This is a genomic window from Cupriavidus sp. 05T42 (genome assembly GCF_056396345.1).
This window is the reverse complement of record NZ_JBFTLH010000003.1, coordinates 16,024-29,180: the sequence shown is the minus strand read 5'-3', so window position 1 is coordinate 29,180 and position 13,157 is coordinate 16,024. Positions and strand designations below refer to the sequence as shown.

General features: G+C 67.0%; 12 protein-coding genes. 6 read left to right on the top strand and 6 right to left on the bottom strand.

Features of this window, described 5'->3' with window-relative positions:
- Window positions 1-278: 278 nt before the first annotated feature.
- On the top strand, window positions 279-716 hold the full coding sequence (locus tag AC1EJR_RS04310; RefSeq protein WP_477113017.1) for an OmpA family protein: 438 nt from the start codon (window positions 279-281) through the stop codon (window positions 714-716).
- 132 nt (window positions 717-848) lie between these two features.
- On the opposite strand, the gene AC1EJR_RS04305 is transcribed toward AC1EJR_RS04310, so the two are convergent.
- Complete coding sequence (locus tag AC1EJR_RS04305) at window positions 849-2,333, bottom strand: alpha/beta hydrolase (RefSeq protein WP_477113016.1); 1,485 nt, start codon at window positions 2,331-2,333, stop codon at window positions 849-851.
- A 232-nt stretch (window positions 2,334-2,565) separates the two neighbouring features.
- Between AC1EJR_RS04305 and AC1EJR_RS04300 the strand changes: the two genes are divergently transcribed.
- A complete protein-coding gene (locus AC1EJR_RS04300) occupies window positions 2,566-4,104 on the top strand; it encodes a catalase (protein WP_092295065.1) in 1,539 nt (512 codons plus the stop codon).
- Between the two features lie 54 nt (window positions 4,105-4,158).
- Here AC1EJR_RS04300 and AC1EJR_RS04295 read toward each other — a convergent pair whose 3' ends face one another.
- Together AC1EJR_RS04295 and AC1EJR_RS04290 are read right to left on the bottom strand one after the other, a co-directional pair.
- Window positions 4,159-4,800 carry a DUF2459 domain-containing protein gene (locus AC1EJR_RS04295; RefSeq protein ID WP_092295067.1) on the bottom strand — a complete coding sequence of 214 codons (642 nt, stop codon included), beginning with the start codon at window positions 4,798-4,800 and terminating at the stop codon, window positions 4,159-4,161.
- Window positions 4,800-5,393, bottom strand: coding sequence for a TetR/AcrR family transcriptional regulator (locus AC1EJR_RS04290; protein WP_092295068.1), 594 nt, complete (start codon window positions 5,391-5,393; stop codon window positions 4,800-4,802). Before AC1EJR_RS04290 ends, AC1EJR_RS04295 begins: the two co-directional genes overlap by 1 nt.
- A gap of 92 nt (window positions 5,394-5,485) precedes the next feature.
- Between AC1EJR_RS04290 and AC1EJR_RS04285 the strand changes: the two genes are divergently transcribed.
- On the top strand, window positions 5,486-5,917 hold the full coding sequence (locus AC1EJR_RS04285) for a VOC family protein (protein ID WP_477113015.1): 432 nt from the start codon (window positions 5,486-5,488) through the stop codon (window positions 5,915-5,917).
- A 12-nt stretch (window positions 5,918-5,929) separates the two neighbouring features.
- Here AC1EJR_RS04285 and chrA read toward each other — a convergent pair whose 3' ends face one another.
- The 3 genes from chrA to AC1EJR_RS04270 are packed head-to-tail and all read right to left on the bottom strand — an operon-like array spanning window position 5,930 to window position 9,221.
- Window positions 5,930-7,144 carry a chromate efflux transporter gene (gene chrA, locus AC1EJR_RS04280; RefSeq protein WP_441592688.1) on the bottom strand — a complete coding sequence of 405 codons (1,215 nt, stop codon included), beginning with the start codon at window positions 7,142-7,144 and terminating at the stop codon, window positions 5,930-5,932.
- On the bottom strand, window positions 7,141-8,535 hold the full coding sequence (locus tag AC1EJR_RS04275) for an ATP-binding protein (RefSeq protein WP_092295071.1): 1,395 nt from the start codon (window positions 8,533-8,535) through the stop codon (window positions 7,141-7,143). The genes chrA and AC1EJR_RS04275 overlap by 4 nt, the downstream gene beginning before the upstream one ends.
- Complete coding sequence (locus tag AC1EJR_RS04270; RefSeq protein WP_092295131.1) at window positions 8,532-9,221, bottom strand: response regulator; 690 nt, start codon at window positions 9,219-9,221, stop codon at window positions 8,532-8,534. Before AC1EJR_RS04270 ends, AC1EJR_RS04275 begins: the two co-directional genes overlap by 4 nt.
- 139 nt (window positions 9,222-9,360) lie before the next feature.
- On the opposite strand from AC1EJR_RS04270, the gene AC1EJR_RS04265 reads away from it, so the two are divergent.
- From AC1EJR_RS04265 to AC1EJR_RS04255, 3 genes are read left to right on the top strand one after another with little or no spacing between them, the layout of a single operon-like run.
- Window positions 9,361-11,133: a glycosyltransferase family 39 protein gene (locus AC1EJR_RS04265; protein WP_477113014.1), complete on the top strand. Its 1,773-nt coding sequence runs from the start codon at window positions 9,361-9,363 to the stop codon at window positions 11,131-11,133.
- Between the two features lie 39 nt (window positions 11,134-11,172).
- Complete coding sequence (locus AC1EJR_RS04260; RefSeq protein ID WP_477146878.1) at window positions 11,173-12,231, top strand: bifunctional UDP-4-keto-pentose/UDP-xylose synthase; 1,059 nt, start codon at window positions 11,173-11,175, stop codon at window positions 12,229-12,231.
- A 7-nt stretch (window positions 12,232-12,238) separates the two neighbouring features.
- Entirely contained in the window at window positions 12,239-13,129 is an 891-nt protein-coding gene (locus AC1EJR_RS04255; protein WP_092299942.1) for a polysaccharide deacetylase family protein, read from the top strand.
- Window positions 13,130-13,157 lie beyond the last annotated feature (28 nt).

Here is a 13,157-nt window from a genome sequence, read left to right as displayed (position 1 = left end):
TTTTATCGGTGTCACATATTGCTACTTACCGATCGAAGCCATCCGCCATAGAGGTGTGGTGGAGCCTGATGACAGCATGGTCACGGTCTTTGTTCATGAAGTTTCTCATTTTCCCGCCGCGATGGATAGCGCGGATACCTGTTCGAGTATCAAGATTTCCCGCCTACTATCAAAGTATCGAAATAAATTTCTATTTAATAATTCCGACAGCATTGCTGCATACATTTCGAATGTCTCCGATTAACGGCATCGTAATCATGGTAAATATGAAGAAACTAATGGCAGCTTTCATCTTCGCTCTAACAAGCTTGAATGTCGCTGCCTGCATCGTCTATGAGAGGCAATATCGCGTTCACTTCGAATCGGGATCCGCAACGGTAACCGCGAAGGAGATCAAGCGATTCGCCGAATGGCGAATCGCGACCCGGAAGTATTTCTTCTCAGGTTTCGACGTGTACCTGACGGCTTGGGAAAGCGAGGATGGATCTCGTGAACTGGCAACGGCCAGGGTCGAACAGGTTCGCAATCTGCTGCTGAAATTCGGCCTCAGTGCCAATAATGTGAAGGACACGGAATTCCGGCCCATTTATGCGGCGTCCGTGCATTACGGTCCGGACCTGGTGCGGATCGATGTGGATGCGCGTTGTCCGAACTATTGCTGCCGCGACGAGAAATGCTGCCCTGCGTGGCGGGCTGCGGAGGAGGCTGCCAGGTAGACCCCGGTTCGCCCCCAGTTCGCCGCAATATCACCTGGATATTGCGGCGAACGGCATTGATAGCGGGGATCCTCGCCGCCAAAAACAGAGCCGCCTCAAAGACGGCTCTGTTAATCCTTCGTTCTCCCAAACCTACGGCAAACAAGGCGCCGCCATCGCCGCCCCCTGCCGCAGGGCCTTGTTGGTGTCTGAGTCGTCCGCCCCCAGCGTGTTGTCGGTGAACTTGCAGCCGTAGTTGGCGTTGGCCACTACCGATGGCGTCAGCACGTCGTCGCCGGCGGGTGGGGTGCCGGTTTGCTCCCAGGCCACCATGTCGTCGAACGCGCGCACCTGCTCGGCCACGGTGAAATCGCAGTGGCTGATGCCCCGGATCGCGCGCTGGACCAGCCATTTCGCCGTGCCGTTGGCGTCCGCGCGGCGCTTGTAGATCTGCTCCATGCTGAAGGGCACGTACATGTCGCCCAGTGTGTGCAGCGTCAGCACCGGCACGCTGATCTGCGCCGCCGTTTTCGGAATCCAGCGCAGGCCGTCGCGGCGCAGGCGGTTGGCGTCGGCCACCGGCTTCACGCGGAAGATCGAGGTGTTGATCGCCTGCTCCTCGGGCGTCAGCGCCGCGTCGTCATCCATCTGGAAGGTCAGGCCGGTGGTGTCCACCACGTTCTGCGTCAGCACGCCGTTGACCGTGCCATCCTGGCCGAAGGTGCTCCAGACCGCGTCCTGCAGGCTCTTGGAGGCGGGGCTGCCGCTGAAGCCGATGGCGAACATCGGCCGCTCGCCGCCGGTCAGGTTCTTGACGATCTGGCGGAGTTTCTCGCCCTGGCCCGTGTTGGTGACCGGGTAGGTGGTGAACAGCGCCGCCTGCACCGAGGTCACGATCTGCGCCCAGTTGCTCACGGGCCAGGACGTGGCCGGCACGTTGGCCAGCAGTTGGGCGGCGGTCTGGTAGCCGCCGAAGTAGTTGAACAGCTCGGTGTCGCCCACCACGCCGCACATCGGCACCGCGCCGTGGTACGTGACCTTGTGGTTGGCCGTGGCGATCGTCTCGGCTTCCACGGCTGCCGCGCTGACATGGCCGCCCATCGAATGGCCGATGATGTACACGCGCGTCGGCGCGGCCAGCGTGCGGCCGTTCTGTTTGGCGATGTTGACGAAGGCCAGCGCGAGCGCGTTCGTGTCTTCCACACCGGCCCGCACGTCATAGTAATTCGTTGAATAACTGGACGCGGCCCAGGCATAGCCGGCTTCCAGCAGGTGACGGCGGATGCTTGGCGGATTGACGTCGAGCGCGTTGCCGGTGCCGGCGTAGCCATGCGCATACATCACGAGCTTGCCGTTCCAGGCCGCGGGCACCTCGACCATGTAGCCGGCCTTGCCGAGCACGCCGGACCAGCGGTCGGCGGCGGGTGCGCCCGCCATCGGCGTGAATTTCTGCGTCACAGCGGCGGTGTCGATGGTGAACGTGCGGGTGTCCTGCGGCCGCGCGTCCTCGGGCTGCACGGTGGGCGGCGGGGTTTCGGCGACAGGCGGAGCAGGTGGTGGATCGTCACTACCGCCGCATCCCGACAAGAGGAGGCCGGCCACGACGAACAGGGCTGCCTGCGAAACAGCTCGATGCATGATGTCTCCTTGGAATTCGTTTTTATTCGATAGGTGAAGCCGCGTCACTGTAGCGCTGGCGCACGCGGCATCCAACATCTCAAACGGGTGTAAGAAATGGTGCGGCGCATCGATTGATGCAATGCATCAGGGTCATTGAACATCACAATTGGCGCCATGGCAGGCGGGCCAAATAAGATGGCGCGGCGCCCCCTCACTTGCCTGTTTTCAGGCATTTCCGAGGACCCACAAAATGGCTCGATTCAGACGATTCGCACTCAGACCCGTCGCTTACGGCCTTGCTGCCCTGTTTTCCCTCTCCGCCGGTGCCCAGACCATGACGCGCGACAACGGCGCGCCCATCGGCGACAACCAGAACTCCCAGACCGCCGGCCCGAACGGTCCCACGCTGCTGCAGGACGTCCACCTGATCGAGAAGCTCCAGCGCTTCCATCGGGAGCGGATTCCCGAGCGCGTGGTGCACGCACGCGGCACTGCAGCACAGGGAGAATTTGTGTCCGAAGGCGATTTTTCGGACCTGACTACCGCCAAGGTGTTCGCCGGGGCTGGCAAGCGCACGCCGGTCACGGTGCGGTTCTCGACGGTGATCCACGGCAAGGGATCGCCCGAGACCGTGCGCGATCCGCGCGGCTTCGCCACCAAGTTCTACACGGACGAGGGCAACTGGGACCTGGTGGGCAACCACACGCCCATCTTCTTTATCCGTGACGCGATCAAGTTCCCGGACATGGTTCACTCGCTGAAGCCGTCGCCCGTGACCAACCTGCAGGACCCGAACCGTTTCTTCGACTTCTTCAGCAGCGTGCCGGAGAGCACCCATATGCTGACGCAGCTCTATTCGGACCTCGGCATCCCGGCGTCGTACCGGATGATGCAGGGCAACAGCGTGCACGCGTACAAGCTGATCAACGCCAAGGGCGAGGTGCACTACGCCAAGTTCCAGTGGCGTCCGCGCCAGGGCGAGAAATATCTCACCCGGGCAGAGGCCGCGAAGATCCAGGGCGCCGACTTCAACAACCTCACCAGCGATCTGTTCGGCGCCATCCAGCGGGGCGATTTCCCGAAATGGGACTTCTACGTGCAGCTGATGAAGCCCGAGGATCTCGGCAAATATCGATTCGATCCACTCGATTCGACCAAGGTCTGGCCCGACGTGCCGTTCCGCAAGCTCGGCACCATGACGCTGAATACCGTGCCGGAGAATTTCTTCGAGACCTCGGAGATGTCGGCCTTCGCGCCGTCGAACCTTGTGCCGGGCATTGAGCCGTCCGAAGACCGCATGCTGCAGGGCCGGCTGTTCTCGTACTACGACGCGCAGACGTACCGGCTCGGCGCCAACAAGCAGAAGCTGCCGGTCAACCGTCCGCGCGTGGCGGTCCGCAACTACAACAGCGACGGGCATGGCGATATCGGCGGCACGACGGGCGATATCAACTACCAGCCGTCGCGGATGGCCGGGGCGTATTCCGACAATCCGCACTATCGCTTTGCACGCACGCCGCTGGCGGGCACGACCCAGCAGGCGCCGATCGCTCGCACGGACAACTTCACGCAAGCCGGCGACTACTATCGCAAGTTGTCCAAATCGGGGCAGGAGAACCTGATCGGCAACCTGGCGGCCGACCTCGGCGTGGTGAAGCATGCGGAAGTGAAGCAGATCATGCTGAGCCACTTCTACAAGGCCGATGCCGACTATGGCCAGCGGCTGACCAAGGCGGTCAGCGGCGATCTTGCCGATGTGCAACGACGCGCCGCGCTGCTGAAGGACTGATGGCGTGACGCCACGCCGTTAGGAGAACGGCGGGCGGCGGCCCCGCTAGCTGTCTCAGGGCGCCTCCGGGGCCGCCGCCGCAATCTCGCGCACCTGCCGCATCACCCCTTCGGCAAACAGCACCGGCCCGCGCACCGGCACGCCGGCCGTGCGCAGGGCGTGCGCGGTCCACGTATTGCAGGTGTAGAAGCCCGCGTAGGTGGCCGTGGCCGCGAAATACAGGCCGCCTTCGTAGGGACCATCCCCGAGGCCGATGGGCTTGTCCGACGCGTCCGTCTGCACCGCATCGCCAAGAAACTCGCGCAATTGCGAGATGCCGGCTTCGTCGAGCGCGAGCCGCACCACGTTACCGGCGCCGTAGGCCGCCGCTGGGGTATCCCGCAGGATCGTCAGCAGGATGGCGCCTTCTCCGGGGAACAGCGCCGAGATCAGCGTCATCGGGCCGCGCTCGCGGCTCAGCAGGTATTGACGATCCCCAAATCCAAAACAAAGAAAACGCGAGCCGGCGTAGCCCACGGTCAGCCGCAGCAGACGCGCATCGGCGTCCTCGGTGCGGATGCAGAGTTCGGTGTGCCAGTCGCCTTCCACGACGTCGATGGTGGTGACCGGCGTGACCGGGGCGGCAGCAGGCGTGGCGTTGCAGCCTGCCAGCGTGGCGGCCATTGCGCTGCCGACGAGCCACCGCCACGCGCGCATCACGATGGCGCCACTGTCCGTTCGATCATGCCGATCATCGCCGCGCGGAATGCGTTGGCGTCCGCGCCGGATGCGATGGCCAGCGCGGTGCGGTCGAAGGCGGCCGAGAGCAGGGCGGCCAGCGCATCGATCGGCGTGCCGCCGGGCAGCCCGTGGCCGACCGCCATCGCCAGACCCTCGCGCAGCGTGCGGCCCGCGTGGGCGGCATCGAGCGCGAACATCGCTTCGGTGCCGAGCACGGCCGGTCCGTCGATCAGCAACAGCCGGGTGCGGCCCGGCACCGTCATGGCGGCCAGATAGGCCTCGCTGCCGGCGATCAATGCCGCGCGCACCGGCAGCGCGTCCGGCGCGGCCAGCTCGATCTCCCCGGCCACGGCGCGCGCCTCCTCCTCCAGGATGGCGCGGAACAGGTCCTGCTTGTCCGCGAAATGGTGATAGAGCGCGCCGCGCGTGATGTCTGCCGCCGCCACAATCTCGGGCGTGGAAGTGGCCGCATAGCCCTTTTCGACAAACAGCTTGCGCGCGGCGGATAGCAGGGCAGCGCGCGTCGCTTCTGTCCGTTCCTGGTTCGAACGGGTCTTTTTACTTTGCATACATACAGCCTGTATGTTATAAATTCAGGAAAGATACAGGCTGTATGTTATGCGATCCGCGCCCGGCCGGCGCGCCACAACGGAGACTTGCGATGAAAACCACGAGTTACTACCCGGTGATCATGACCACGAACGTGGCGGAGACGGTGGCGTTCTACACGCAGCACGTGGATTTCCGCCCGCTGTTCGAGAGCGACTGGTACGTGCACCTGCAGTCCAACGCCGACGCGCGCACGAACCTCGCCATTCTCGATTGCACGCATGAGACGATTCCCGCCCCGGCGCGCGGCCAGCAGGCGGCCGGGCTGCTGCTCAATTTCGAAGTGGAGGATGTGGACGCGGTGCACGCCCGCATGCAGGCGGCGGGGTTGCCGATCCTGCTGCCGTTGCGCGACGAAGCGTTCGGCCAGCGCCATTTCATTACCGTGGACCCCAGCGGCGTGATGCTGGACATCATCCAGCCCATTCCGCCGAGCCCCGAGTTCGCGGCGATGTACGACGCCAGCGCATTGCTGCCGGGCTAATACCTCGACACTTCAGCCCCCGAGCGCCCAGCCCGCCGCCGCGCAGGCCAGCACCACGCCCCACGGCGGCAGCCGCCACGCGGCCAAGGCCACCAGTGCCAGCAGCGCGAGCGCGAAGTCCGCCGGGGCGTGGATCGCGCTGGTCCAGACCGGCGAGTACAGCGCCGCCACCAGCAGGCCGACCACGGCGGCGTTCACCCCGGCCAGCGCCGCCTGCGTGCCGGCGTTGCGGCGCAGCCGCTCCCAGAACGGCAGCGCGCCAAAGACCAGCAGGAACGATGGCGCGAAGATCGCCACGAGGCAGAGCATGCCGCCCGCCCATCCTGAGGGGGCCGTTTGCATCGCGCCGCCGAGGAAGGCGGCGAACGTGAACAGCGGGCCCGGCACGGCCTGCGCGGCGCCATAGCCGGCCAGGAAGGTGTCGTTGTCGACCCAGCCCGTAGGCACCACGGCCGCCTGGAGCAGCGGCAGCACCACGTGGCCGCCGCCGAACACCAGCGCGCCGGCCCGGTAGAAGGCATCGAACATTGCCAACGGCTGGCTCGGAAACAGCCGATGGGCCAGCGGCAGTGCCACCAGCAATACGACGAACGCCAGCAGGAAGGCCGCGCCGGCACGCTGGCCGATGGGCACCGGCAGCGCCGCGTGCGGCTGCGCCTGCGCGGGCCGGAACCAGCGCGCGCCGGCCAGCCCCGCCGCCAGCATCACGGCCACCTGGCACCACGGCGACGGCACGACGATGACCGCCGTCGCCGCCAGCGCCATCACGCTCAGGCGCGGCGCGTCCGGGCAGAGCGAACGCGCCATGCCCCATACGGCCTGCGCCACCACGGCCACCGCCGCCACCTTCAGGCCGTGCAGCAGGCCTTCCGGCACATGGTTGCCCGTGGCCGACAGCCCCATCGCCAGCACGATCAGCGCGATGGCCGATGGCATGGTGAAGCCCAGCCATGCCGCCAGCGCGCCCCGGTAGCCGGCCCGGGACAGCCCGATCACCATGCCGACCTGGCTGCTGGCCGGCCCGGGCAGGAACTGGCAGAGCGCGACGATATCGGAATAGGCTTGCTCGCTGAACCAGCGCCGCCGCGTGACGAAGGCCTCCCGGAAATAGCCGAGATGCGCCACCGGGCCGCCGAACGACGTCAGCCCCAGCCGCAGGAAGATCAGGAAGACCGCCCAGGCGTTGCCGCGGGCGTCTGTGTGTTCGAGGTCTGGCACGGCACTCATGGCGATTGGGGGGGCGGTGTCTGGCCCTCGGCGGGGCGGATGGTGGCGAGCAGCCCGGTGCGGCCGCTGCTGGCGAGGTTATCGAAAGTTAATGACAGGCCGTGCAGCGTGGCCACGCGCCGGGCGATGGAGATGCCCAGCCCGTTGCCCTGTTCACGCTGCCCGACGCCCCGGAAGAAGCGGTCGCCCAGGCGCGGCAGCAGGCCGGGCGCCACGCCGGGGCCGTGGTCGGACACCGTGATCGCGTCTGGGGCGAAGGCCAGCGTCACCAGCGTGCCGGCGGGGCTGTAGCGGATGGCGTTGTCCATCAGGTTGCGGAGCATGATGCCGAGCAGTGCCGGATCGCCGCACACCGGCAGGGGCGGGTGGATGGCCGCCGGCCACGTGACCTCCATGTCCACCTGGCGACGCTCGGACAGCGTCAGGCAATCGGACAGCACCTGCTGGACGATCTCGCGCCAGTCCACCGCCGCGCGCACCGGCTGCGTGTCCTCGTCCTCGAGCCGGCTCATGGTCAGCAGTTGGGACACCAGATGGCTCAGCCGGTCGATGCCGGCCTCCACGTTCGCAGAGGCCTGCGCGCGTTCCTCGGGATCGTTCGACTGGCGCGCCACGTCCCACTGCGCCTTGAGCGCGGCCAGCGGGGTGCGCATCTCGTGTGCGGCATCGGCGGTGAGCTGGCGTTCGTGCTCGATCAGCGCCGAGACGCGGTGGAGCAGGGTGTTCATCGCGCCGACCAGCGGCGCCAGTTCCGGCGGCACATCGGCCAATTCCAACGGCGCGGGGTCGCCGGGGGCGCGCGCGGCGATGGCAGTGGAAAGCGCGCGCAGCGGCCGCAGCGTGGCGCGCACGGCCCACACCACCAGCGCCATCAGCAGCGGCACGCCCAGCACCCACGGCAGCACCTGGGCCTGGAGGTAGGACACCACCAGTTCCTCGCGCTCGGCCTGGATCTGTCCGACGCAGACGCGCCAGCCTTCCACCGGATCGTCGAGGTAGTAGAGCCGCCACGGCACACCGTCGATGGAGACGTTGGTGAAGCCCTTCACACGCGACGCGCGGGGCAGGCGGTCGCCGTCCGGATCGATATGCAGCGGCTCGCCGCCGGGCCGCCACGCGGCGATGGCGAGGTCGCCCAGGCCCGCGTCACCCATGTCGCCCAGATCGGCATCGCCGGGCAGGGGACCGTTCTGGGGCGGCGGCTGCGGCACCGCGCCCACATTGATCAGCGGCAGCACGGCCTGCATCTGCTGGGCCATGCGCACCATGGCGGTGTCGTACAGCTCGTTGATCTCCTCCTGTGTGCTGAGGTAGATCAGCACGCTGGTGAGGCTCCAGGCGAGGGCCACCCCCACCAGCACGGCCAGGATCAGGCGCCGCTGCAGGGTCATGCGTCGTCTCCGGGGCTGGCGATGGCTTCCGGCGTGCCGAGCGTGTAGCCGGCGCCGCGCAGGGTGCGGACGATGCCGGGGTGGATCTTGCGGCGCAAATGATGGATGTGGACCTCGAGCGTGTTGCTCTCCGAACCCTGTTCCCAGGCGTAGAGCTTTTCGCGCAGGAATTCGCGCGTCAGCACGCGGCTCGGGTGCGCCAGGAGCACCTCGAGCAGCATGGCCTCGCGGGCAGTCAGGTCCACGGGCTGGCCCTGCCACGTAGCTTGTCGGGCAGCCGGCTGGTAGGCCAGCGCGCCGTGGTGCCAGACCGGCTCGGGCATGCCCGCGCTGCGTCGCGTGACGGCGCGCAGCCGGGCGGCGAGTTCGTCGAGATCGACGGGCTTGATCAGGTAGTCGTCGGCGCCGGCATCGAGGCCGCCGATGCGGCTGGACACCGCATCCCGCGCGGTCAGCATCAGCACCGGCGTCTGGCAGCCCTGCTGGCGCCAGCGGGCGAGCAGGGCCACGCCGTCGTCGTCGGGCAGGCCGAGGTCGAGCACCACGGCGTCGTATTGCATGTTGGCGATGGCGCGATCCGCCTCCGCGCCGGTGGTGAACCAGTCCACGGCATGCCCCTTGAGCTTCAGCCCGCGTTGCAGGCCGTCGCCGAGCATGGGGTCGTCTTCAACGATAAGGATTCTCATCTTGGGTGCGAAAAAGGGCGCATACGGCACGGGGAACGGCGTGAAGCGTAGCACCGCGCGGGCGGCGTCGCACGCTTAATGTGGGATTAAGGTTGCTCTCCTAACCTGCGCGCTCGTCTCACCCAGTCCCCCCGCGCGCATGCCGCAATCGCAGTCTCATCCGCAGTCCCCCTCCCTGTCCACTCAGCAGCCCGCCGTCACCCCGGCCCGTCCGCTGGAGGGCTGGCGCCTGGGCGCCTGGTCGCCGGCCATGGCCTGGGCCGCCGCCTTCGTCGCCGTGGCGCTGCTGGTCTGGTTCGGCACGCTCGGCATGCGGCACCTGCTGGGGCCGGACGAGGGCCGCTACGGCGAAATCTCGCGCGAGATGCTGGCTACCGGCGACTGGGTCACCATCCGCTACAACGCGCTGAAGTACTTCGAGAAGCCGCCGTTCCACATGTGGGTCACGGCGCTGACGTACGCGCTGTGGGGCGTGGGCGAATGGCAGGCGCGGCTTTGCGTGGCGCTGGCCGGGCTGGCTGGCATCGTCATGTCGATGCTGGCCACGTGGCGCTGGTTCGGCATCCGCGCGGCGGCCTTCGCGGGGCTGGCCCTGCTGGCGGCGCCGATGTGGAGCGTGGCGGCGCACTTCAACACCCTCGACATGACGCTGGCCGGCGTGATGGCCTGCGTGCTCGCCTGCATGCTGCTGGCGCAGCATCCCGCCGCTTCGGCCAGCGCGCGGCGCGGCTGGATGCTCGCCTGCTGGGCGGCGATGGGCGCCGCCGTGCTGACCAAGGGGCTGGTGGGCGTAGCGCTGCCGGGGCTGGTCCTCGTTATCTATATAGGCATCACGCGCGACTGGCGCTTGTGGCGTCGGCTGCACGTATTCACCGGCATGCTGGTGCTGCTGGCCGTGGCCGTGCCGTGGTTCTGGCTCGTATCGGTGCGGAACCCGGAATTCCTGCATTTCTTCTTTATCCACGAACACTGGCAGCGCTATACCTCGGGCGTCCACTCGCGGCCGGGGCCGATCTGGTACTTCCTGCCACTGGTGGTGGGCGGCTTCCTGCCGTGGGTGGGACTGTTCCCGCGCCTGTGGCGTGCCATCGGTACGCCGCCGGTCGATGAGCCGGATGATGCGGCGGAGCGCTTCCGCCCGGCGCTGCTGGCGGGCATCTGGGCCATCGCCATTTTCGTGTTCTTCAGCCTGTCGCGTTCGAAGCTGCCGGGCTACATCGTGCCCGTGATCCCGGCGATGGGCATCCTGGCCGGCGTGGCGCTGGACCGCCTCGACGTGCGCGCCTGGCGGCGCCAGCTCGGCGGCATGGCCATCGTGGCCGCGTGCGGCCTGCTGGCCAGCCCGGTGGTGGCCACGCTCAACGCCAACCATACGCCGAACGCCTTCTATCGCGCCTATGCGATCTGGGCAGCGGCGGCGTTCGTGGTGATGCTGCTGGGCATTGCCGCCGCGCGCTGGCTGCTGCGGCGCGGCGTGCTGCCCAGCGTGGCCGTGTATGCGCTCGGCATGTACCTGGGCTTCACGGTGGCGCTGGTCGGCCATGAAACCGTGGGCGGCCCGGCGTCCGGCGCGGACATCGCCCCGCTGGTCCAGCAGAAGCTCACCCCGGGCATGCCGTTCTATGGCGTGAAGATGCTCGATCACACCCTGCCGTTCTACGTCCAGCACCCGCTGACCATGGTGGCGGAGGCGGACGAACTGTCCTTCGGCACCGAGGTGGAGCCGGAGCGCTGGCTGCCCGATATGGCCGCGTTCGCCAAGGTCTGGCGCAACGGCCAGCCCGCCATGGCCGTGATGTCGCCGGAGAACTATCTGGCGCTGTCGCCCACGCTGCCGCTGTACGTGGTGGCGCGCGACTGGCGCCGGGTGGTGGTGACCAACGTGCCCACCCCGAGCCCGACGTCGCGCTGACCGGCTTTCCTGCTTACCTTTCTGTTCCTGTCTGAAACCATGCATCCCAAGCGAGTCCTGATTCTTGGCGTCAACGGCTTTATCGGCCATCACCTCACGCGCCGCATCCTCGAGACCACCAACTGGGAGGTCTACGGCATGGACATGGCCTCCGACCGCCTCGGCGATCTCGTGAACCATCCGCGCCTGCACTTCTCCGAAGGTGACATCACCATCAACAAGGAGTGGATCGAGTACAACATCCGCAAGTGCGACGTGGTGCTGCCGCTGGTGGCCATCGCCACCCCGGCCACCTACGTGCGTCACCCGCTGCGCGTGTTCGAACTCGATTTCGAGGCCAACCTGCCGATGGTCCGCGCGGCCGTGAAGTACAAGAAGCACCTGGTGTTCCCGTCGACCTCCGAGGTCTACGGCATGTGCGCCGACGATGAGTTCGACCCGGAAGCGTCCCCGCTGGTCTACGGCCCGATCAACAAGCCGCGCTGGATCTACGCCTGCTCCAAGCAGCTGATGGACCGTGTGATCCACGCCTACGGCATGGAGGAAGGGCTGAACTACACGCTGTTCCGCCCGTTCAACTGGATCGGCGCCGGGCTGGATTCGATCTTCGAGTCGAAGGAAGGCTCCTCGCGCGTGGTGACGCAGTTCCTGGGCCATATCGTCCGGGGCGAGCCGATCAAGCTGGTCGATGGCGGCGCCCAGAAGCGCGCGTTCGCCGATATTTCGGACGGCATCTCGGCCCTGATGCAGATCATCGAGAACAAGAACGGCGTGGCCAGCGGCAAGATCTTCAACATCGGCAACCCGGCCAACATCCACTCGGTGCGCGAACTGGCCGAGATGATGCTCAAGATGGCTGCCGACTACCCCGAGTACGCCGAAGAAGCCCGCAAGACCAAGATCGTGGAGACGTCCTCCGGCGAGTTCTACGGCAAGGGCTATCAGGACGTACAGCACCGTGTGCCGAAGATCGACAACACGATGGAAGAACTGGGCTGGCAGCCGAAGCTGAACATGGAACAGGCGCTGCGCCGCATCTTCGAAGCCTACCGCGACAAGGTGGTGGAGGCGCGTACGCTGGTCGACGCCTCGCACTGAGCACGGCATGGCACGCATTGCCCTGAAAGTCGACGTGGACACGCTGCGCGGCACCCGCGAAGGCGTGCCCAAGCTGCTGTCGATGCTCGCCGCCGTGCAGGCGGAGGCCACGTTCCTGTTCAGCCTCGGCCCGGACCACACGGGCTGGGCGCTGCGGCGCGTGTTCCGGCCCGGCTTCCTGAAGAAGGTGTCGCGCACGTCGGTGGTGTCCAACTACGGGCTGCGCACGCTGATGTACGGCGTGCTGCTGCCGGGGCCCGACATCGGCCGCAAGGGCGCCGCCGAGATGCGCGCCGCCGCTGCGGCCGGACACGAGTGCGGCATCCACACCTGGGACCACGTCTACTGGCAGGACAACGTACGCACGCGCGACGCCGCCTGGACGCGCCGCCAGATGCAGCACGCACACCGCCGCTTCGTCGAGGTCTTCGGCACGCCGCCCACCACGCACGGCGCGGCAGGCTGGCAGATGAACGACGACGCCTTCCTGCAGATCGACGACTGGGGCATGGCCTACGCCTCTGACGGACGCGGCACCGCGCCGTACATCCCCACCGTAGCGGGCAAGCCCTGCCGCCACGTGCAGATGCCGACCACGCTACCCACGCTCGACGAGCTGATCGGCGTGGACGACCTCACCGAGGACAACGTCCACCACGCGCTGCTGCGCCTGACCGACGGCCCCGGCGATCACATTTTCACGCTCCACACGGAGCTGGAAGGCGGCAAGCTGGCACCCGTGTTCGAGCGCCTGCTGGCCGGCTGGCGCGCGCAGGGCCACGACCTCGTGTCGATGGCCACCTATTACCGCCACCTCGACCGGTCCGACCTGCCGCAACTGCCCGTCACCTGGGGCGAAATTGCCGGCCGCAGCGGGGAACTGATCATCCAGCCGTAGGTTTGCGGAGATTAGCCCCCTAATCTCC

Coding starts and splice junctions, on each gene's coding strand:
- AC1EJR_RS04275 (WP_092295071.1), bottom strand. CDS start 8,535: ATGACCCTGCAGCGGCGCCTGATCCTGGCCGTGCTGGTGGGGGTGGCC.
- AC1EJR_RS04290 (WP_092295068.1), bottom strand. CDS start 5,393: ATGCAAAGTAAAAAGACCCGTTCGAACCAGGAACGGACAGAAGCGACG.
- AC1EJR_RS04270 (WP_092295131.1), bottom strand. CDS start 9,221: ATGAGAATCCTTATCGTTGAAGACGACCCCATGCTCGGCGACGGCCTG.
- AC1EJR_RS04300 (WP_092295065.1), top strand. CDS start 2,566: ATGGCTCGATTCAGACGATTCGCACTCAGACCCGTCGCTTACGGCCTT.
- AC1EJR_RS04260 (WP_477146878.1), top strand. CDS start 11,173: ATGCATCCCAAGCGAGTCCTGATTCTTGGCGTCAACGGCTTTATCGGC.
- AC1EJR_RS04285 (WP_477113015.1), top strand. CDS start 5,486: ATGAAAACCACGAGTTACTACCCGGTGATCATGACCACGAACGTGGCG.
- AC1EJR_RS04295 (WP_092295067.1), bottom strand. CDS start 4,800: ATGCGCGCGTGGCGGTGGCTCGTCGGCAGCGCAATGGCCGCCACGCTG.
- AC1EJR_RS04305 (WP_477113016.1), bottom strand. CDS start 2,333: ATGCATCGAGCTGTTTCGCAGGCAGCCCTGTTCGTCGTGGCCGGCCTC.
- AC1EJR_RS04265 (WP_477113014.1), top strand. CDS start 9,361: ATGCCGCAATCGCAGTCTCATCCGCAGTCCCCCTCCCTGTCCACTCAG.
- AC1EJR_RS04310 (WP_477113017.1), top strand. CDS start 279: ATGGCAGCTTTCATCTTCGCTCTAACAAGCTTGAATGTCGCTGCCTGC.
- chrA (WP_441592688.1), bottom strand. CDS start 7,144: ATGAGTGCCGTGCCAGACCTCGAACACACAGACGCCCGCGGCAACGCC.
- AC1EJR_RS04255 (WP_092299942.1), top strand. CDS start 12,239: ATGGCACGCATTGCCCTGAAAGTCGACGTGGACACGCTGCGCGGCACC.